We start from the raw sequence: 20770 nt of genomic DNA, 5'->3' as shown, positions 1-20770 counted from the left end.
AATTATTGGCTATGAGTTAAGAATGCTCTGGATGGGTAGCTAAAAAAGCCCCGTCCCAAATTAGCTACTCTTTGATGGTGTCGATCAGGTCGTTGGCCCTTGCAGCTATGAGCTGGTTTATGTCGGCCTGCAGCTCCTCGTAGGCCGCTATGGCTCGCTCGCCGGCGGGGGTGAGGGTGGATCCGCGGGCGCCGTCGCGCTCGATGAGCTTGCACCCCAGCTGCCCCTCGGCCTCGTTTACAATGCGCCAGGCCTTGGAATATGCCATGCCCATGCTCTTTGCGGCACGGTTGATTGAGTGTTCGCGGGCGATACCCTGCAGCAGCAAGACGCAGCCGTGGCCGAACACGCCCGGCAGATCCTTGTCGCACGACCGAATGACCAGTCGCGCCGTCGTCTTGTACTCCATACGCTCCACGTCTCTCCGCTAAAGTGTTTGCTGGGCAAACGCAAAGCCTGCGTCAAACCCTCGTGTGCTCTTCTTAAATCATGCATTGTAGCAGTCAAAGTGCGTTAAGATACTTCCCCAGTATTGGGCGCCCAAGGTTGGGCTGGGTCCTACGAGGCCTGCAGCCGACCGGTCGCATGGAAAAAGGAGAAACATGGCTACGTTCTTTCCCGGTGAGTCCCACACGTTTTCGGAGTATCTGCTGGTCCCTGGTTACTCGTCCTCGCAGTGCATCCCCAACAACGTCTCTCTTAAGACGCCGCTGACCCGCTTTAAGCGCGGCGAGAAGCCGGCAATCACCCTGAACATCCCCATGGTTTCCGCCATCATGCAGTCCGTCTCGGGCGTCGACATGGGTGTCGCGCTCGCTACCGAGGGTGGCCTGTCCTTCATTTACGGTTCCCAGACCCCCGAGTCCGAGGCCGCCATGGTCAAGGCCGTCAAGGATCACAAGGCCGGCTTCGTTCAGTCCGATTCCACGCTGACCCCCGACATGACCATGGAGCAGGTCATCGAGCTCAAGGAGAAGACCGGTCACTCCACCATGCCGGTCACCGACGACGGCACTCCCAAGGGCAAACTCCTGGGTATCGTCACCAGCCGTGACTATCGCCCCAGCCGCGATGACCACCAAAAGAAGGTCTCCGAGTTCATGACCCCGCGTGAGCAGCTCATCGTGGGCGACAAGAACATCAGCCTCAAGGTTGCCAACGACGTCATCTGGGACAACAAGCTCAACGCCCTGCCCATCGTCGACGACAACGATCACCTTATGGGCATTGTCTTCCGCAAGGACTACGACAGCCACAAGACCAACCCCAACGAGCTGCTCGACGGCGACAAGCGCTACATGGTCGGCGCCGGCATCAACACCCGCGACTATGCCGAGCGCGTGCCGCTGCTCATCGAGGCCGGCGCCGATGTCCTGTGCATCGACTCTTCCGAGGGCTTCAGCGAGTGGCAGAAGCGCACCATCGAGTGGATCCGCGCCAACTACGGCGAGGACGTCAAGGTCGGTGCCGGCAACGTCGTTGACGCCGAGGGCTTCCGCTTTTTGGCCGACTGCGGTGCCGACTTTATCAAGGTGGGTATCGGCGGCGGTTCCATCTGCATCACCCGTGAGACCAAGGGTATCGGCCGTGGCCAGGCCACCGCGCTGATCGACGTCTGCCGCGCTCGCGACGAGTACTACGAGGAGACCGGCGTCTACGTGCCCGTGTGCTCCGACGGCGGTATCGTCTACGACTACCACATGACGCTCGCCCTTGCCATGGGTGCCGACTTTATGATGCTGGGCCGCTACTTTGCCCGCTTTGACGAGAGCCCGACCGAGCGCGTCAACGTCAACGGTCAGTACATGAAGGAGTACTGGGGCGAGGGTTCTGCGCGTGCCCGCAACTGGCAGCGCTACGACCTGGGCGGCGCCGCGAAGCTCAGCTTCGTCGAGGGCGTCGACTCCTACGTTCCCTACGCCGGCTCCCTTAAGGACGGCGTGGGCGGCACGCTCTACAAGATCAAGTCCACGATGTGCAACTGCGGTGCCCTCTCGATCCCCGAGCTCCAGAAAAAGGCACGCCTGACCCTGGTGAGCTCGACCTCGATCGTCGAAGGCGGCGCCCACGACGTAGTCGTCAAGGATTCGCAGCAGTCTGTGTCTTATCGATAGGATAAGAGCCGCACATAAAGGTTGAGTTCCAACCACGTTATTAAGATAAAGCGAGATGCCTGCAAGTCGTAGGCATCTCGCTTGTCGTATTTGCTATCATCAGTCAAGTTAACCTTAGGGTCGGTCGGCTTGGCTTTGTTCGCTACAAGTTCCGCACGCAAAGAAGAGCACTTAATGTGCTCTTCGTCTTGCGCAGGACTGTCCGCAGTAGCGAATAAAGCCAAGCCGACTGACCCCAGCTAAGATTAAAGGAGCTGATATGTGCGATTGCACAGATCATAAGGACGAGATCCCTGCCTACGACGCGCAGGCCATTGAGTCCAAGTGGATGAAGGCCTGGGAGGACTCCAACCTCTTTGCCGTCGACACCGACGCCAGCAAGCCCAAGAAGTATGTGCTCGAGATGTTCCCGTATCCTTCGGGCGACCTGCACATGGGCCACGCGCGCAACTATACCATCGGCGATGCCATGGCCCGTCAGGCCCGCATGCGCGGCTTTGACGTGCTGCATCCCATTGGCTTTGACGCCTTTGGCCTGCCCGCCGAGAACGCCGCCATCAAGCACAACACGCAGGCTGCCGCCTGGACGTATAAGAACATGGACCAGGCGCTCGCCACGATGAAGCGCATGGGCTTCTCCTACGATCTGGATCGCATGGTCAAGACCTGCAGCCCCGACTACTACCGCTGGGGTCAGTGGATCTTTGAGAAGATGTGGGAAAAGGGCCTGGTCTACCGCAAGAAGAACCCGGTCAACTGGTGCCCCAACTGTAAGACCGTTCTGGCCAACGAGCAGGTTACCGAGGGCAAGTGCTGGCGCTGCGGCACCGAGCCCGAGAAGCGCGACCTTGAGCAGTGGTACTACAAGATTACCGAGTACTCCCAGGAGCTGCTCGACGATCTGGAGAAGCTCCCCGGCTGGCCCGAGCGCGTTAAGCAGATGCAGGCCAACTGGATCGGCCGCTCCGAGGGCGCCGAGGTCGACTTTGCCCTGTGTGATGCCAACGGCGATCCCATCGAGGGCGACGAGGGCAAGATCACCGTCTTCACCACGCGTGCCGACACGCTCTTTGGCGTCTCCTTCTTTGTCCTGGCTCCCGAGTACGCTCGTCTGCACGAGCTCGTCGAGGGCACGGAGTACGAGGAGGCCGTGACCAAGATCGTCGAGGACTCCAAGCATATCTCTGCCGTCGAGCGTGCCCAGGGCACCCTCGAGAAGCACGGTGCCTTTACGGGCCGCTACGTGGTTAACCCCGTCAACGGCGAGAAGGTTCCTGTGTGGGTTGCCGACTATGTCGTTGCCGATTACGGCACCGGCGCCGTCATGGCCGTTCCCTGCGGCGACCAGCGCGACTTTGAGTTTGCCCGCAAGTACGACCTCCCGATCGTCCCGATCATCCTGGACGATGACGACCGCGCTGCCGTTGAGGCCAGTGGCGAGACCATCGATACCTTCCATGCCGAGACCGTCGACTGGGATTGCGCCCACGCTGCCGAGGGCACGCTCGTCCAGTCCGGCAAGTACACCGGCATGCGCGGCGGTAAGCACTCCGAGGGCGAGGCTGCCATCGTGGCCGACCTCGAGGCCATGGGCTGCGGTCGTCGTAAGGTCGAGTTCCGCCTGCGCGACTGGCTCATCAGCCGTCAGCGCTATTGGGGCAACCCCATCCCGGCCATCCATTGCAAGCACTGCGGCATTGTGCCCGTGCCCGAGGACCAGCTGCCGGTGACGCTGCCCGAGAACCTGGACCTGGGCGCCGGCGAGACCCTCGCCGAGTGCAAGGACTTCTACGAGACTACCTGCCCGGTCTGCGGCCGCCCGGCCAAGCGCGAGACCGATACCATGGACACCTTCACCTGCTCCAGCTGGTATTACCTGCGCTATACCGACCCGCACAACACCGAGCTGCCCTTCTCCCGCGAGGCGGCAGACCGTTGGATGCCCGTCGATAACTACATCGGCGGCATCGAGCACGCCATTTTGCACCTGCTCTACAGCCGCTTCTTTACCAAGGCGCTGCGCGACCTGGGTCTGCTCAGCGTGGACGAGCCCTTTACCAACCTGCTGTGCCAGGGCATGGTCAAGGACGAGAACGGCGACACCATGTCCAAGTCCAAGGGCAACGTCGTGCCTCCGAGCTCGGTTATCGAGCCCTACGGCGCCGACACCATGCGTCTGGCGATCCTGTTTATCGCCCCGCCCGAGAAGGACTTTGACTGGGATCCCAAGGCCGTCGAGGGCGCCAACCGCTTCATCAAGCGCGCCTGGCGCATCGTCTGGCAGCTGGCCGAGACCGCGGGCGATGCCGGCTCGCTCGATAAGGGCGCCCTGTCCAAGCCCGCGCTCGAGCTGTACCGCGAGCGCCATCGCACGCTGGCCAAGTGCACCGAGGACTTCGATCGCGGCCAGTTCAACACGGCCATCTCGGCGATGATGGAGCTCGTGAACGCCGCGAGCGCCTATATCAACGCCGTGCCCGTCGCGGAGCGCGACGCCGCACTTACCGCGCTCGTCGCCTGCGACATCGTCTCCGTCCTGGCGCCGATCTGCCCGTTCGCCTGTGAGGAGCTGTGGCACGCCGCCCTCGGCCGCGAGGGGAGCGTCTATACCGCCCCGTGGCCGGAGTTCGACGCTGCCGAGGCCGCGGCAGACGAGGTCGAGATCGCCGTCCAGGTGCTCGGCAAGATGCGCGCACGCGTGATGGTGCCGGCGGGCGCCGATGCCGCCGCCATGCAGGCTGCCGCGGAGGCCGCCGTTGCCAAGCACATCGAGGGCAAGACGGTCGTCAAGGCCATCTGCGTGCCGGGCAAGCTTGTGAACCTGGTCGTAAAGTAGCTCGACCCGCGGAATAACTGCAGAGCGCGTTGTTCCGTTGCGGAATGAGAGAGCGTGGTGTGGATCCGGATGACAATTTCGGATCCACATTTTTCTACCCACAAGGCGGTGGAAAGCAGTCGCCAGGACCGCCGAAGAAGTTTTTTGACAGCCGAAGATAACGCTGTGTTGCTTCGCCCTGCCCAAAGTTTACCGGGGCTTTCGGTCGATCGCGCGACCGCACTATAGTGCGGTAAAGGTCCACCTTGACAGGTAGACCTTATAGTTCGCTCAATGTGAATGGGAGGCGCCATGTACCTAGATTCCCATCCTGGAAAGCACTATTGCGACGGGTGCCGGAACTTATTTCCAGACGAACAGTTGCATCAAATCGAGGGAAAGAATGGCAATTTCTGCGTCGATTGCATGAAGGGGTTCTATGGAAAGACTGCTTGCGTTGTCTGCGGGAAAGAAATCGACTTCATCGACTCTATTCAAAGCGAGAGGGGCTTGACGTGCCCTAGGTGCTATTCGGAGATGTACCCAAACGGGAGGTTCTACGAATGAGTTCCCCACAGAAGCGCACGATCGACGCCGCTAGCGTTCTTTGCGGCGCGTCAGCCGCAGTTTGCGCCGTCATTGCGGCGATCATAGCAATCTGGGCTTTCTCGGGAGGGCATGATGCAACTCGTATTGGATTGGCTCAAATCCAATACGATGTTGTGTATGATTTCCAATGCCTTTCTGTATTTAATCGCCACAGAATCATCGAAGAAGGAACGAACGAATGGAATGAGGCAACGCCGCAAGAAAGGCGTGCATCACAAGAAGCGAAGTGGGATGTCGCTAGAATCGCAGGTGATGCGCGGATTCGTGCTTTCAGGTATACGGGCGGTGCAAGCATCCTTCAAGTCTTTTTCTCTGTTGGCCTATGGCTCCTGTCCTCCTTATCCTGCCGTCGGTTATATCTTTCAAGTCGCATGAGTTCCAGGAAGCTGACGGGTCCTGCATATGTGCTCGTATGCGTTGTGCTGTGTGTTTCAATTTTTCTTTTGGTTAACTTCATCGGCTCATCGCTGGGAATTCTTTTTTCCGAGGATATCGGCCCCTATATTGGAAGCAAGGCAATTCATGGATGGAAGTTCGGAGTTCTTTCATTGCTCGGGACGGTGGGGGCGGAGTTTAGCAGGAACCCATTCCTTACGAGTGTCGTTCTTGTGGTTCTGCTTTGGGGTCCCATGTTTTGGCTTTGGTCAAAAGCTGTCGCGCTTATCTCTCGCAGCATGAGCTCAGATGAGGAGGAGAGCCAAGAGGGCAATTCAGCTCAATGCGAGGTCTCGCCTGATGACAATCGTCTATGAATACGGTTGATTGGAGCGCACTTGGATTACACGAAGTTGTCTGTAATGCCCTGTAGCCACAATTGCGTTGTGCGGAATTTGTGGCGGACGCGGGCGGGAACAGCTTTGCTCCATTGTGCAAAATTGCCTCGTATGCTGGGAATGTGTTATAGTCCACCTAAATGAAGTTGTCACGTGAAGGGAGTGCGGGTTCGCCCGCGCTCCCTTTTCATGAAAGTGAGGTGTCACATGGTCAAGAGCAAGGTGGAGCAGGACATCATCGATGCTCTGGAGGCCCGCGCCGCCGAGCACGGCATCGACATCGTCGACGTCGAGGTCGTCGGTGCCACCAAGGCCCCGTGCGTGCGCGTGCGCCTGGATAAGCTCGAGGGCGATCCCATCAACCTCGACGAGGTCACCGCCCAGACCGCCTGGGTGTCCGAGACCGTCGAGGCCCTGGATCCCATTTCGAGCGCCTACACGCTCGAGGTCAGCTCCCCGGGCATGAAGCGTCCGCTGCGCCGCCCGTCCGACTTCGCCCGCTTCGTGGGCGAGGACGTCGAGCTCACCACCACGGCCATGGAGGGGCGCCGTTCCTACAAGGGCGCCATCGCCGCCGCCACCGACGCGTGCGTGACCATTCAGCCCGAGGGCGAGGATGCGGTCACCATCGCATTTGACGACGTAAAGAAGTGCACCTTGAAGCCGGTCTTCGACTTCAAGGGCGTGAAGGAAGGGAACTAACCATGGCAGATGCCGATTTCACCATGATGGAAGCTCTCATGGAGCTGTGCCAGGAGAAGCACATCGACCAGCTCTACCTGATCGACCGCCTGGAGCAGTCGCTCGCCAAGAGCTATGCCGAGATCCTGCATCTTGAGTGGGGCGCCAAGGTGACCATCGACCGCACCACCGGCAAGATCTATGTCTACCGCCTGGAGCCGATCGACGATTCCATGGACGAGGAGGGCAACTTCACCGAGTTCGAGGAGATCGACGTCACCCCCAAGAACACCAGCCGCATCGCCGCCCAGCACGCCAAGGCCGAGATCAACGCCATCGTGCGCAACTCCGCCCGCGAGCAGATCTACGAGGAGTTCTCCGGCCGTATCGGCGACCTCATCAGCGGTACCGTACTGCAGTCCACACCCGACTTTACGATCGTCAAGATCCGCGAAGGCGTCGAGGCCGAGCTTCCGCACTTTGATCAGCGCCGCTACGAGAACGAGCGCAACGAGCGCCCCATGGGCGAGCGCTATCTGCACAACCAGCACATCAAGGCCGTGATCATTGACGTTCGCGACCCCAACTCCACGCTTCCGCCGGTCCGCGGCGAGCACAGCCGTCCGCCGATCGTTATCTCGCGTACCCACCCCGAGCTCATGCGTCGTCTGTTTGAGCAGGAGGTGCCCGAGATCTATGAGGGCACCGTCCAGATCAAGTCGATCGCCCGCGAGCCCGGCCAGCGCTCCAAGGTCGCCGTCCACTCGCTCGATGACCGCCTGGATCCCGTGGGCGCCTGCGTCGGTCCTAAGGGCAGCCGTGTGCGCGCCGTCGTGGGTGAGCTGCGCGGTGAGCGCGTCGACGTCATCCTGTGGGATGCCGATCCGGCCGTCTACGTCGCCAACGCCCTGTCGCCCGCCAAGGTCACTCGCGTCCTTATCGACGAGGAGAAGGCCTATGCCGGCGTCATCGTGCCCGACGACCAGCTTTCGCTCGCCATTGGCAAGGAGGGCCAGAACGCCCGCCTGGCCGCACGCCTGACCGGCTGGCACATCGACATTAAGTCCGAGACCCTTGCCGCCGACATCCTCAAGAACGTTCCCGTTCACGAGGAGCCCGCCGCCGACCTGATCGGTGACGAGGAGGATGACGACGCCCGTCGCTGCGAGTACGTGTCCGAGGACGGCATCCAGTGCCGCAACCAGGCCCGTCCCGGTTCCCGTTTCTGCGGTGTCCACGACACCGACGCCTTCGATGATGCGGAGGACCTGATCTAGCGCGCGGTTGCGCTGGACAGGTTCCGGCGCACATCCCACGCTCGTTCAGTCTCTAGGCACCCAAGGTGCCAGAAAGGGTAGGTGAAGTCATATGGCAAAAGTCCGTGTGTCCACCCTGGCCAAAGAGTTCGGCATGACCTCCAAGGAACTGATGGGTCACCTCGCCGAAATGAAGATTCCCGCTAAGTCTGCTTCCTCCGCCCTGGAGGACGCTTATGTTGCCATGGTCCGCAAGCAGCTTGCCTCGGTGATCGAGGCCCGCGCCCAGGAAGTCGAGGCCGCCAAGCAGGCTGAGGAGGAGGCTGCCGCCGCCGAGGAGGCGGCGCGTGCCGCCGAGGCCGAGCGCGAGCGCATCGCCGCCGAGAAGGCACGCGAGGAGGAGCGCCGCCAGTTTGCCGCCGCCCAGGCCGCCGAGGAGGCAGCCCGTGCCGAGGCCGAGGCCAAGAAGAAGGCCGAGCAGGAGCGCCTTGCCCGCGAGAAGGAGGAGGCTGCTCGCGAGGCCCAGCGCCGCGCTGTTCCCGCTTCCGACTCCGGTTCGCGCTTCCGTTCGCTGCTCGATCAGATCGCCGCACAGGAGACCGTGCTCAAGGAGAAGAAGGACGCCGAGGACAAGGCCAAGGCCGAGCGCGGCAACCGTCGCGGCGGCAACAACGATCGTCGTGGCGGCCGTCGCAACGACCGCAACGCCTCCGAGAGCCGCCCGCACAGCCATCGCACCAACGCCAGCAACAATGTCGCTGCCGGCATGGATTTCCCCAACCCCGATAAGCAGGGCAAGGGCAAGAAGCGCAAGGGTGGTCACAACAGCGAAGAGGACCACTACAGCCGCATGGCGCGCGAGGCCGAGGAGTACAGCCGCGAGAAGGTTCTCGAGGAGGCCCGTGCCGCCGTCGAGGAGGCCTCTCGCGAGTCCACCGGTCGCCGCAAGAAGCGCAAGGAGAAGCGCGAGCGCGAGGCCGCTAGGGCTCAGGAGGAGCGCAAGATTGAGGAGGCGCTGGCCCAGGGCGTGAACCCCGAGGAGCTCGACGCCATCAAGGTCTCCCAGGGCGTTACCGTCCAGGAGCTTGCCGAGGCGCTCGACGTTCCGGCCAACGACATCATCAAGCGCCTGTTCCTGCTGGGCACGCCGCTCACCATGACGCAGTCTATGTCCGACGACCTTGTCGAGCTCGTTGCCGACGACTTGGGCCGTCAGATCAGGATCATCACCCCCGAGGAGGAGAACACCTTCTCGTTCTACGACGATCCCGCCGACCTTAAGCCCCGCGCCCCGGTCGTCACCGTCATGGGTCACGTCGACCACGGCAAGACGAGCCTGCTCGACGCCATCCGCCACACCGGCGTTGCTGCCGGCGAGGCTGGCGGCATTACCCAGGCCATCGGCGCTTCGCAGGTCATGATCAACGACCGCAAGATCACCTTCATCGATACCCCGGGCCACGCTACCTTTACGGCCATGCGTGCCCGTGGCGCCAAGGTGACCGACATCGTCATCCTGATCGTCGCCGCCGACGACGGCGTCATGCCCCAGACGGTCGAGTCGATCAACCACGCCAAGGCCGCCGGCGTTCCCATCGTCGTCGCCGTCAACAAGATCGATAAGCCCGGCGCCAACCCCGACCGCGTGCGCCAGGAACTCACCGAGTACGGCGTTATCCCCGAGGAGTGGGGCGGACAGAACATGTTCGTCAACATCTCGGCCAAGCAGAAGATCGGTATCGACGACCTTCTGGAGACCGTGCTGCTCCAGGCTGACGTGCTCGAGCTCAAGGCCAACCCCGATACCTTCGCCTCGGGCAACGTCCTCGAGGCCAAGCTCGACAAGGGCCGCGGCTCGGTCGCCACCGTGCTCGTGACCCGCGGTACCCTGCACGTGGGCGATACGCTGGTCGCCGGCCTTACCTATGGCCGCGTCCGCGCCATGCTCGACCCCAAGGGCCGCGCCGTCACCGAGGCCGGTCCCTCCGACGCCGTTGAGATCCTGGGCCTGCAGTCCGTTCCCAACGCTGGCGACGAGTTCCGCGTATTCGAGGACGAGCGCGAGGCGCGCGCCCTGGCCGATGAGCGCTCGCTCAAGGCCCGTATCGAGGAGCAGAGCCGCGTGAAGCACGTCACGCTCGAGAACCTCTTCGAGACCATCGCCGACGCCGAGGTCAAGGAGCTCAACCTGATCATCAAGGCCGACGTCCAGGGCTCCATCGAGGCCCTTCAGGACTCGCTCGACAAGATGGATCAGTCCGAGGTCCGCATCAACACGATCCACTCCGCGGTCGGTGCCATCAACGAGACCGACGTTGTCCTGGCTGACGCCTCCAACGCCATCATCATTGGCTTTGGCGTGCGTCCCGACGGTAAGGCCCGCTCCGCTGCCGAGCGCGAGGGCGTCGAGATTCGTTGCTACGACGTTATCTACAAGTGCCTCGAGGAGCTCGACGCTGCCCGTATCGGCATGCTCAAGCCCACCGAGGTCGAGGTCTCCACGGGTACCGCGACCGTCCTGGACACCTTTAAGGTGCCCAAAGTCGGTATCGCCGCCGGTGTCCGCGTCGAGGAGGGCGAGATCGCCGCGACCGATTCCGTGCGCCTGGTGCGCGACGGCATCGTTGTCTTTAACGGTAAGATCGCCTCGATGCGCCACTACAAGGACGAGGCAAAGAGCCTCAAGAGCGGTTCCGAGGGCGGCATTGGCCTGGAGAACTTCCAGGACATCAAGCCCGGCGACCAGATCGAGGGTTACCGTATCGACCAGGTTGCCCGTACCGAGTAGGGGGTAGCGCTATGAAGCAAACGCAGGCAACCCGCCGTCTGGGCGAGCAGCTTCGCGAGAAGCTCGGTTATATCCTTCTCTTTGAGGTTTCCGATCCGCGTCTCGACCTGGTCACCCTGACCGCGGTCGAGGTCGCGGTGGACCGTTCGTTCGCGCGCGTGTACGTGTCGTGCGATGCGAGCCGCTACGATGAGGTCATGGAGGCGCTCGCCAGCGCCAAGGGCCGCATTCGCAGCCTGTTGGCTCGCTCGCTCGACTGGCGCGTCACGCCCGAGCTCGATTTTCGCATCGATCGCTCGACCGATGAGGCCGAGCGCATTACGCGTGCGCTGGAGAATGTCCCGGCCACGCTGGCGATCGAAAAGGACGAGGACGGCTATCCCATAGCGGATGCCGCCCAGGAGGCAGCTTTAGATGACTAATTCCGCCGACCTCGTCTCGTGCGAGTCTGCAGATATTAAACGACGCATCCTCGAGCTTATCGAGGGTGCGTCCTCCATTGCGATCTCGGGTCATACCTCTCCCGACGGCGATGCCCTGGGCTCCGTGTTGGGCCTGGGCCTCTCGCTCATGAAGGCGTTCCCCGACAAGGACATCGCGCTGCTGCTCGCAGACGACGATCCCGTTCCGCGTATTTACCGCTTTATGGAAGGCGCCGATCGTCTGGTGCCGGCTTCGAGCTTTACGGGCGATCCCGACCTGTTTATCTCGGTGGATGTGCCGGTTGTCGAGCGTCTGAACAACTCGGCCGACGTGCTCCGCCGCTCCAAACATGTGGTGTGCTTTGACCACCATCCGGCGCGCGAGGAGTTTGCCGAGGTAAGCCTGAGGCGTGTCGATGCTGCGGCGTGCGCCATGATCATCGACCGCTTTTTGGATGATTGCGGCATTGTCGTTCGCGATCGCATCGCCACCTGTCTGCTCTGCGGCCTGGTTACCGATACCGGTCGTTTTCAGTATCAGAATGCCGATGCCGCCGCGTTCCATGCGGCTTCGCGCCTGGTGGCGCACGGTGCCGACCCGGCGCGTGTCGCGCTCGAGGTCTATCAGAGCATGCGCGTCGAGTTCTTGCACCTCAAGTCCATCGTCATGGGCCGCATCAAGACGGTCGCGCACGGGCGCGTGGCGTATAGCTACGCGTACGAAAGCGACCTTAAGGAATGTGGCGTCACCTCGGATGAGTGCGACGGCTTGGTCGATGTGGTGCGCTCGGTGATGGGTGTCGAGGTCTGCCTGTTCCTTAAGGGCATCGAGGGCGATACCAAGGTGCGCGGAAACCTGCGCTCCAAGGGCGACATGGATGTCTCCGAGATTGCGGCCAACTTTGGCGGAGGCGGACATCACGCTGCTGCCGGCTTTACCAATAACGGAACGATTTTCGAGACGCTCACCGCGGCACTTCCCATGCTGGCCGAGCTGGTGGGGGAGGATCTCGCTTCGGTGACCGTCGAGCTCTAACTTTTTGGATGGTACATGGCTCGTCGTACGCCTTCTCAATTGAATATGCTGCTCGCCGTCGATAAACCGGTGGGCTGCACGTCCCACGACGTGGTATCGCGGTGCCGGCGCGCCCTCCATGAGCGGCGCGTCGGTCATGCCGGCACGCTCGACCCCATGGCGTCGGGTGTCATGGTGGTGGGCGTGGGCCAGGCTACGCGTCTGCTGGGCATGCTTACCCTCGATACCAAAAGTTACGTCGCCGATATCTCGTTTGGCGCCGAGACCAATACCGACGATGCGGAAGGCGAGGCCGTCCGTACGGTTGCCATTGCACCCGAGCTGCGCGATCCGGCCTATGCCCGTGAGCGCTTGAGCGCCATGCTGGGCCCTCAGATGCAGATCCCGCCGGCGTTTTCGGCTATTTCGGTCAACGGCGTGCGCGCCTATAAGTCTGCACGTGAGGGCAATGCCGTTGAGTTGCCTGCGCGCCCGGTCGAGGTATATTCTGCCGACCTGATCGCCGTGAGTGGCGAGGGCGATTCCTGCATTTGGACCGTTGCCTTCTCGGTGAGCAAGGGCACCTATATCCGTGCGCTCGCTCGCGACCTGGGTCGCGCCTGCGATAGTGCCGCGCATATTTCCGCGCTGCGCCGTACCGCTTCTGGCATTGTCTCCATCGGTGCCTGCTATGCGGTCGAGGAACTTTCTGCCGAGTCCGCTGCCGGCTTTGCCTTGGACCCCATTGCGGCCCTCGGCGCCACGCGTGTCGACTTGCCGGGCAATCTTGCGGAAGATCTGCTGTGCGGTCGTCGTATTCCTATTGATCGCGCGCTCGCCGGCTTCGATGCGTCGAAGGCACCGTTTGCGCTGGTGCTCGATGGCGGGCTCAAGGCTTTGGCGCGTATCGAGGATGGTCGCTTTGTGATGGAGCACGTCTTTCCGCAGGCGATCGGCGGTGTTCGATGATGCTGGACCCTCACGAGCTCGCGCGCACATTTTTTGTGGGCGCGGCGGCGGAGGCCCGCATCGTTTTGGCTGATGCTTTTGGTGACTGCGAGTCTATGGGTGCCGCCTCGATTGCCATCGGCGTGTTCGATGGCGTGCATAGGGGACATCGTGAGCTGATCGACGCGGTCATTCGCGATGCGCGCGTCCGCGGCTGCAAAGCGGTAGTCGTAACGTTTGACCCTGATCCAGATGTTGTGGTGAGCCCTGCGCCCGCTCAAAAATTGATGACGACGGCCGACCGCCTGCATGCCCTGGCTCAGACTGGGGTCGATGCCGTGGTGGCTGTTCCCTTTACGCCTGCGGTAGCGTCGCTCGACCACGTGGGCTTTCTTGAGCTGTTGGCGCATGTTGTCGACATTCGCTCCATTCGCGTTGGCAGCGATTTTAGACTGGGCCGCGGCGGTACCTCGGGCGTTGCCGAGATACAGGCATGGGGTGTCGAGCGCGGTGTTGACGTGTATGGGCACAATTTGCTGTGCGAGGCCGGCGAGGCTATCTGCGCCACCCGCATTCGACGTGAGCTGAGCTTGGGCCATGTTGAGCTGGCAGCCGATCTACTCGGCCGTTCCTATATGGTGCGTGGCAGTGTGATCCGCGGCCGCCACGAGGGCTCCGATATGGGATTTCCTACGGCAAACCTGTTGGTGCCAAACGGAATCCAGCTGCCTGCCGATGGCGTCTACGAGGGCCTTGTGCTGGTCGACGATACCGTGTGGCCCGCTGCCGTCAACGTGGGCATGCCGCCGACGTATGCCGACGATGCCGCTTCGGCGCATCTCGAGGCCAACTTGATCGGGTATGCGGGCGACCTGTATGGACGTTCGGTTTCGTTGGCGTTTACGCGTTGGCTGCGTCCTTCGCGCGTGTTCGATTCGCTGGACGAGCTTATCGCGACCGTCGAGGGTAATATTGACGATATCCGTTATAACTTGGGTGAGCAGGGGGTGAGCATCCGTGATTAGCGATGAGGAGAAAGACCAGGTGCGCGCTGCGTCCGACCTGGTTGCCATCGTGCAGGAAACGGTTGAGCTCAAGCCCCGCGGCCATGAGTTTTGGGGTTGCTGCCCCTTCCATGGCGAAAAGACCCCATCGTTTCACATTATCCCCGCTACGCAGGTGTGGCACTGCTTTGGCTGTGGCGAGGGCGGCGACGTTTTCACCTACATCATGAAGCGCGAGAACCTGAGCTTTCCCGAGTCGATTCGCTACCTGGCCGATCGTGCCGGCATTGAGCTGCACGATACCGGCGCGCAGCGCGATCGCGGCACCAAGCGCGCCCGCATCTATGATCTGTGTGCCGAGACGGCCCAGTTCTATCACACCATGCTCATGCGCGGTAAGGACAGCCGTCCGCGTGAGTACTTTGCCAGCCGCGGTATGGGTGGCGACGTCTGCCGTCGCTACTGCCTGGGCTTTGCGCCGGGTCGCAATATGTTGGTGGCCCATCTGTCGCAGAAGGGCTTTACCCCGCAGGAGATGATCGACGCCAACGTGGCCGTGAGCCGCGGGCGCGGACAGCTTGCCGATCGTTTTTACGACCGCGTGATGTTTCCCATCTTTGACGAACAGGGTCATAACATCGCCTTTGGCGGTCGTATTATGGGCGACGGCCAACCCAAGTACCTCAACACCGCCGAGACGAGTGTGTTTCATAAAAAGAGAAACCTCTACGGCTTTAACTGGGCCAAGGAGTTTATCGTCGCGCAGGATACCGCCATCGTGGTGGAGGGATATACCGACTGCATCGCCTGCTGGGAGGCGGGGATCAAAAACGTCGTCGCCACGCTGGGCACGGCACTGACGGAACATCACGTAAAGACGCTCACCCGTTTTGCCAAGCGCATCGTGTATATGTTCGATGGTGACGCCGCCGGTCAAAAGGCCGCGCGCCGTGCGATTCAGTTTATCGAGCAGGACTCGATGGACCTGCGCTGCGTGGTGCTTCCCGACGGCAACGACCCTATGGAGTTCGTCACGGCGCATGGTGGCGAGGCACTGCAGGCACGTATCGACGCCGCCGAGCCCCTCATGGACTTTGTGTACCGCTCACTGCAGGAGTCGAGCGACATTACCACGCCGGGCGGTCGCGCCAAGGCGCTCGAGGATGCGCTGACGCTCATCTATCCGCTGCGCGATAGCTACATGATCGATACGTACTTTATCCAGATCGCCGACCTTCTGGGCCTGGATTTGGAGACGGTGCGCTCGAGTTCGGGCCGTGTGTTTCGCGATGTCGCCAAACGCGAGGATGCCGAGCGTCGGCGCGAGCAGAACTACGAGCGCCAGCGGGCACAGGCCGAGCGCGCAGGCAGCGCGGGCGGTCGGGTGTCCGGTCCGCAGGGGGCATCTCGCGGCGCCTGGGCGTCGGGGACGACGCCGCCGGTATCCACACCGGTCGAGGAGGAACCGTACGACTATGTACCGCTCGAGGCCTACGGGGCCGCGCCGGTCGAGGTCGTCGACGATATGCCGCCGATCGATGTGCCTGCTGGCATGGACGCGGCGCCCGCGGGGTCTGCTTCGAGCGCTTCCGTTCCGGCGACGCCGATCGTGCTGACCGATCTGGAGCGGAAGTCTCTGGCGGGGGAGCGCGAGCTGTTGACGATGCTCACCAGCTACCCCGACCTATTCCGCACGTACGCCGATCGCATCTGCTCGATTGAGTGGGTGGACCCCCGTCACGAGTCCATCGCGTGGGCCGTGCTCGCGACGCCGCCGGGCACCGATCCCGCGGCGTGCATGGACGCCGCGCGCGCGGTGTGTCCCGAGGCGGCTTCGCTTGTCAGCGCCGGGCGCATCTCGGCGACGAGCAAGCATCCCACCGAGACGAACATCGTCTTTATGCTCGATACGCTTGAGCTTTACACCATCAAGCGCCGTATGCGGGCTGCCCAGGCCAAGCTGCGCCAGGACCGGTCGCTCGACGATGACGCGCGCCGTGCATTGACCATGCAGGCCGCGCAGGATTCTTTGCGCCAGCGCGAGCTCCAGAAGTCGATTGGCGGCGTGGCCGATCCGTTCCGGTTGATTGGTTTGGAGACTGCGGGTCCCGATCAGGCCTAGATGTTGTGGTCAATCGGCATGTTATCTGCTATATCCAGTCTGAATTTTGGGTATAGACGTGTAAGTGTGTGCTAAAGTAATGTGTCCTGTGGACTACGAAGGGAGAATCTGTGCCAAATAAGACTGAGAGCACGGGTACTGGGCTGGAATCCTACGTTGCTAAGCTCATGGGCAACGGCTCAAACAGGACTTCGGTAACCGAGGACGAGATCCAGGTCGTCCTGAAGGATATCGATGTTTCTGACGAGCAGCTCAACGCGGTCTATTCCGCGCTGCGCAACAGCGGCATCCAGATTATCTCCGCGAGCGGAAACGACGACGCCCCCATGGACGTCGACGATGACGATAACGATACCGACGATTTCGATGACGACGAGGAGCACGATTCCGGCTCGCTCGACGATCATGAGCTTAAGATGGCCCGTCAGGCCGATGCCGAGATGGGTTCTTGCAAGAGCAAAAAGAAGCGCACCGTCCGCACGTCCCGTTCGCGTTCTCGCGTGCGTGGCATCGATGCCTCCACGGTGATGCTGACCGGTGACCCGGTTCGTATGTACCTTAAGGAGATCGGCAAGGTCGACCTGCTGACCGCCTCCGAAGAGGTCGATCTGGCCATGAAGATCGAGGCCGGTCTCGAGGCCACCGAGAAGCTCGAGGCCGCCGAGGCGGGCGAGATCGAGCTCACTCGCGCCGAGATGCGTCGTCTGACTCGTATCGAGAACGTGGGCCTCGAGGCCAAGCAGGCGCTCATCAGCGCCAACCTCCGTCTGGTCGTTTCCATCGCCAAGCGCTACGTCGGTCGCGGCATGCTGTTCCTGGATCTGATCCAGGAGGGCAACCTTGGTCTGATTCGCGCCGTCGAGAAGTTCGACTACCAGAAGGGCTTCAAGTTCTCCACGTACGCCACGTGGTGGATCCGTCAGGCCATCACGCGCGCTATCGCCGACCAGGCCCGTACCATCCGTATTCCCGTGCACATGGTCGAGACCATCAACAAGCTTGTCCGCGTGCAGCGCCAGCTCCTCCAGGATCTGGGTCGCGACCCGACCCCCGAGGAGATTGGTGCCGAGATGGACATGAGTGCCGACCGCGTCCGCGAGATTCAGAAGATCTCGCAGGAGCCCGTGTCGCTCGAGACTCCTATCGGCGAGGAAGAGGATTCCCAGCTGGGCGACTTTATCGAGGACTCCCAGGCCATCGTTCCGCCCGATGCCGCCAGCTTCTCCATGCTGCAGGAGCAGCTCACCCAGGTGCTCGACTCGCTTGCCGATCGTGAGCGCAAGGTTATTGAGCTGCGCTTTGGACTTGTCGACGGACATCCCCGCACGCTCGAGGAAGTCGGCCGCGAGTTTGGTGTCACGCGCGAGCGCATCCGCCAGATCGAGTCCAAGACCCTGGCCAAGCTCCGCCACCCCAGCCGCTCCAGTAAGCTCAAAGACTATATTGAAAGCTAGTCAAGCAAGAAGCGCCCTCAAGCACATCCGCTTGAGGGCGCTTTCATGTAACAAGGGCCGGCAGTTGGGGCACGGGTAGTCTTTTTGGGACGGGGCTTTTTTAGCTGCCCTATCTCAATGAGCGGCTCAAGCTTTAAAGGCCCCAGATTGGGTAGCTAAAAAAGCCCCGTCCCAAAAAGACTACCCTGGGCGTCTGGTTGATTAGTCGTTGGGGACGTTCTTGATTGACTAGTCGTTTAAGAACGTCCTCAATGACTGGGTCGGAAAATTTCTCAAAAAAGTTCTTGCCCTGAGCTGATTCGTCCGTATAATAAACTTCGTTGCTTGAGAGCATGCACCTATTCCTCGGTAGCTCAATGGTAGAGCACGCGGCTGTTAACCGCGCTGTTGTAGGTTCGAGTCCTACCCGGGGAGCCAGAATTTCTCAGCCCAATCTGCTGGGCTTTAAATTCCTCGGTAGCTCAATGGTAGAGCACGCGGCTGTTAACCGCGCTGTTGTAGGTTCGAGTCCTACCCGGGGAGCCAGATTGTAAAACCCGTCGCTTTTGCGGCGGGTTTTTTCATACTGCGATTGCTTAACACAAACGTTGCCATATCAACATTTCGTGTCGAGGATGTAATCCCGCGACCCACCACCTCAACATGGCGCGGTCGTTGTAGAATATTGCAATGATTGCTCCCACGACATGGTGCCGCGAGCACCAGATAAGGAGATTCTTGTGTCTGAGACCATTAACGGCAGCCTGAGCGTCTCGAACGACGTTATTGCCGATATTGCCGGTTATGCCGCGATGACGTGCTATGGCGTCGTCGGTATGGCCGAGCAGCTCCAGGGCGCCGAGAGCGTGCGCCTGCTTGCCGGTCAGCGCCTCCGCAAGGGCGTGCTTGTCTCCGCCGACGAGAACGGCCTTACGGTCGACCTTCACGTCGTGCTCGAGAACGGCGTCAACATGAAGTCCGTCTGCCACAATCTTTCGAGCTCCGTTGCCTTCACCCTGCAGGAGATCGCCCAGATCGATCCCGCCAGCCTTAAGATCGGCATTCACATCGACGCGCTCAAGAGCCGTCTGAACTAGCATCCGAAAACGGAGATTCAAATACTCATGATTGTAAAGACCATTCGCACCTGTTTTCCGATCGCTGCGGCTGCCGTTTCCGACAAGGCCGAGGAGATCAATAAACTCAACGTCTTTCCCGTGCCCGACGGCGACACCGGCACCAACATGTCGCTCACGCTCGCCTCGGTGACTAAGGAGCTTTCTGCCCTTCCCGCCGATGCCGATATGGAGGCCATCGCCGGCGCCATCACCCACGGCTCCCTCATGGGCGCCCGCGGCAACTCCGGCGTTATCACCTCGCAGATCCTGCGCGGCGTGGCCGAGGGTCTCGTCTCTGCCGATGAGCCCATCACGTCTGCCGACATCGCGCATGCTTTCCGTCGCGCCGTCAAGGTCGCCTTCCAGGCCGTCCGCAAGCCCATCGAGGGCACGATTCTTACGGTCCTGCGCGACGTCTCGACCAAGGCCGACGAGTGCGAGAAGAAGAAGTTCTCGGCCGAGGACGCGCTCGACGCCATCGTCGTCGAGGCCTACCAGTCTGTGGCTCGCACGCCCGACCTGCTGCCCGTTCTGAAGGAGAACGGCGTGGTCGACTCCGGCGCCTTTGGCTTCGCCATCTTCCTGGAAAACTTCGTTGCCGCTGCTCTGGGCCGCAGCACCGTTGTCGAGGATTTCTCCACCACGTTTGATTCCGCTGGCTCTGCCCGCGATGCGGCCCTCGGTCGCGTCGAGATCGAGGCCAACGACGACTGGGAGGGCTCGGAGTTCCGCTACTGCAACGAGTTCCTCTTTAAGGCCGACGCCCCGTTTGACGAGGACGAGTGCCTTAAGTTCCTGGGTTCCATGGGCGACTGCGAGCTGCTCGTGGGCGCCTACCCCGACTACAAGATCCACGTGCACTCCAACACCCCCAACCTGGTGCTCGAGCACATGCTGCAGCTTGGCCAGATCTACGAGGTCTTTATCCACAACATGGAGATGGAGGCCCACGACCGTACCGCTAAGATCCACGAGGACCAGGAAAAGGCCGCCGAGCCCGCCAAGGCCCTGGGTTTTGTCGCCGTTGCCGCCGGTTCCGGTGAGGCCGACATCCTCAAGTCCCTCGGCGTCGACGTAGTCGTTTCGGGTGGCCAGACCATGAACCCCTCGACCGCCGACCTGCTGGGCGCGGTGGACCAGGTCAACGCGACTTCGGTCATCATCCTGCCCAATAACGGCAACATCCGTATGGCTGCCGAGGCTGCCGCTTCTGCCTGCACCGACAAAAAGGTCGCCGTGGTTCCCACCAAGACCGTTCCGCAGGCGTTCTCCGCTCTGTTCGCGGTGCTGCCCGATTCCGAGCTCGAGGACGCCGTTGCCGCCATGGTCGATGCCATCAGCGAGGTTCGCGATGGCGAGGTCACCCGTGCCGTGCGCGATTCCAGCGCCTCTGACGGCTCGCCGATTCGCTCCGGTGACGTCATGGGTATCATTGCCGGCTCCATCGACGTGGTCGGCTCCGATGTGAAGCAGGTCACGCTCGACTGTATCAACCGCATGCAGGAGGAAGAGGAGGGCGACGCGCTGACGATTCTGGCCGGCGAGGAGCTGTCCGATGAGGCCTTCCAGGAGATCGTCGACGCCATCGAGGAGGCTCAGCCCGACCTGGAGATTGACGCCCATCGTGGCGAGCAGCCGCTCTATCCCGTGATCTTCTCGATCGAGTAGGCAT

15 protein-coding genes and 2 tRNA genes are annotated in these 20770 nt (G+C 61.6%); 16 read left to right on the top strand and 1 reads right to left on the bottom strand.

All coding sequences use genetic code 11. The features are described 5' to 3' along the window. Nucleotides 1-64: 64 nt before the first annotated feature. Complete coding sequence (locus ACQRAQ_RS02850) at nucleotides 65-409, bottom strand: winged helix-turn-helix domain-containing protein (RefSeq protein WP_427793814.1); 345 nt, start codon at nucleotides 407-409, stop codon at nucleotides 65-67. Between the two features lie 193 nt (nucleotides 410-602). Between ACQRAQ_RS02850 and ACQRAQ_RS02845 the strand changes: the two genes are divergently transcribed. The 16 genes from ACQRAQ_RS02845 to ACQRAQ_RS02770 all read left to right on the top strand — a co-directional run bounded on the left by ACQRAQ_RS02845 (nucleotide 603) and on the right by ACQRAQ_RS02770 (nucleotide 20766). Continuing rightward, nucleotides 603-2114 (top strand): IMP dehydrogenase, encoded by a 1512-nt coding sequence (locus ACQRAQ_RS02845; RefSeq protein ID WP_154515410.1) that lies wholly within the window; start codon nucleotides 603-605, stop codon nucleotides 2112-2114. 259 nt (nucleotides 2115-2373) lie between these two features. Beyond that, nucleotides 2374-4950 (top strand): leucine--tRNA ligase, encoded by a 2577-nt coding sequence (gene leuS, locus ACQRAQ_RS02840; protein WP_427793812.1) that lies wholly within the window; start codon nucleotides 2374-2376, stop codon nucleotides 4948-4950. Between the two features lie 542 nt (nucleotides 4951-5492). After that, nucleotides 5493-6290 (top strand): hypothetical protein, encoded by a 798-nt coding sequence (locus ACQRAQ_RS02835; protein ID WP_427793810.1) that lies wholly within the window; start codon nucleotides 5493-5495, stop codon nucleotides 6288-6290. Between the two features lie 228 nt (nucleotides 6291-6518). After that, nucleotides 6519-7013 carry a ribosome maturation factor RimP gene (gene rimP / locus ACQRAQ_RS02830; RefSeq protein ID WP_118103499.1) on the top strand — a complete coding sequence of 165 codons (495 nt, stop codon included), beginning with the start codon at nucleotides 6519-6521 and terminating at the stop codon, nucleotides 7011-7013. 2 nt (nucleotides 7014-7015) lie between these two features. Then, nucleotides 7016-8269: a transcription termination factor NusA gene (gene nusA / locus ACQRAQ_RS02825; protein WP_427793808.1), complete on the top strand. Its 1254-nt coding sequence runs from the start codon at nucleotides 7016-7018 to the stop codon at nucleotides 8267-8269. 91 nt (nucleotides 8270-8360) lie between these two features. Further along, on the top strand, nucleotides 8361-11036 hold the full coding sequence (gene infB, locus ACQRAQ_RS02820; protein WP_427719633.1) for a translation initiation factor IF-2: 2676 nt from the start codon (nucleotides 8361-8363) through the stop codon (nucleotides 11034-11036). Nucleotides 11037-11047: 11 nt separating this feature from the next. Beyond that, on the top strand, nucleotides 11048-11458 hold the full coding sequence (gene rbfA, locus ACQRAQ_RS02815; RefSeq protein WP_006234038.1) for a 30S ribosome-binding factor RbfA: 411 nt from the start codon (nucleotides 11048-11050) through the stop codon (nucleotides 11456-11458). Beyond that, the gene (locus ACQRAQ_RS02810) at nucleotides 11451-12494 is read left to right on the top strand and encodes a DHH family phosphoesterase (protein ID WP_427793807.1); all 1044 of its coding nucleotides are present in this window, start codon (nucleotides 11451-11453) and stop codon (nucleotides 12492-12494) included. The genes rbfA and ACQRAQ_RS02810 overlap by 8 nt, the downstream gene beginning before the upstream one ends. A 15-nt stretch (nucleotides 12495-12509) precedes the next feature. Then, a complete protein-coding gene (gene truB / locus ACQRAQ_RS02805; protein WP_427793805.1) occupies nucleotides 12510-13442 on the top strand; it encodes a tRNA pseudouridine(55) synthase TruB in 933 nt (310 codons plus the stop codon). Beyond that, nucleotides 13439-14446, top strand: coding sequence for a riboflavin biosynthesis protein RibF (gene ribF, locus ACQRAQ_RS02800; protein ID WP_427793803.1), 1008 nt, complete (start codon nucleotides 13439-13441; stop codon nucleotides 14444-14446). The genes truB and ribF overlap by 4 nt, the downstream gene beginning before the upstream one ends. Continuing rightward, entirely contained in the window at nucleotides 14439-16547 is a 2109-nt protein-coding gene (dnaG, locus tag ACQRAQ_RS02795) for a DNA primase (RefSeq protein WP_427793802.1), read from the top strand. The genes ribF and dnaG overlap by 8 nt, the downstream gene beginning before the upstream one ends. A 110-nt stretch (nucleotides 16548-16657) precedes the next feature. Further along, complete coding sequence (rpoD, locus tag ACQRAQ_RS02790; protein ID WP_370450567.1) at nucleotides 16658-18001, top strand: RNA polymerase sigma factor RpoD; 1344 nt, start codon at nucleotides 16658-16660, stop codon at nucleotides 17999-18001. 342 nt (nucleotides 18002-18343) lie between these two features. Next, nucleotides 18344-18418: transfer RNA gene (locus ACQRAQ_RS02785), tRNA-Asn, on the top strand. A 33-nt stretch (nucleotides 18419-18451) separates the two neighbouring features. Then, nucleotides 18452-18526: transfer RNA gene (locus tag ACQRAQ_RS02780), tRNA-Asn, on the top strand. Nucleotides 18527-18687: 161 nt separating this feature from the next. Next, a complete protein-coding gene (locus ACQRAQ_RS02775; RefSeq protein ID WP_187361832.1) occupies nucleotides 18688-19077 on the top strand; it encodes an Asp23/Gls24 family envelope stress response protein in 390 nt (129 codons plus the stop codon). A 27-nt stretch (nucleotides 19078-19104) separates the two neighbouring features. Then, entirely contained in the window at nucleotides 19105-20766 is a 1662-nt protein-coding gene (locus ACQRAQ_RS02770; protein WP_427793801.1) for a DAK2 domain-containing protein, read from the top strand. Nucleotides 20767-20770 lie beyond the last annotated feature (4 nt).

Origin of the sequence: Collinsella sp. SGI.178, from assembly GCF_050313495.1 — a bacterium.
In the GTDB taxonomy this organism is placed as follows: Bacteria; Actinomycetota; Coriobacteriia; order Coriobacteriales; family Coriobacteriaceae; genus Collinsella.
Note: the sequence above shows the minus strand (reverse complement) of the source record. Positions and strands in the feature narration are given on the sequence as shown.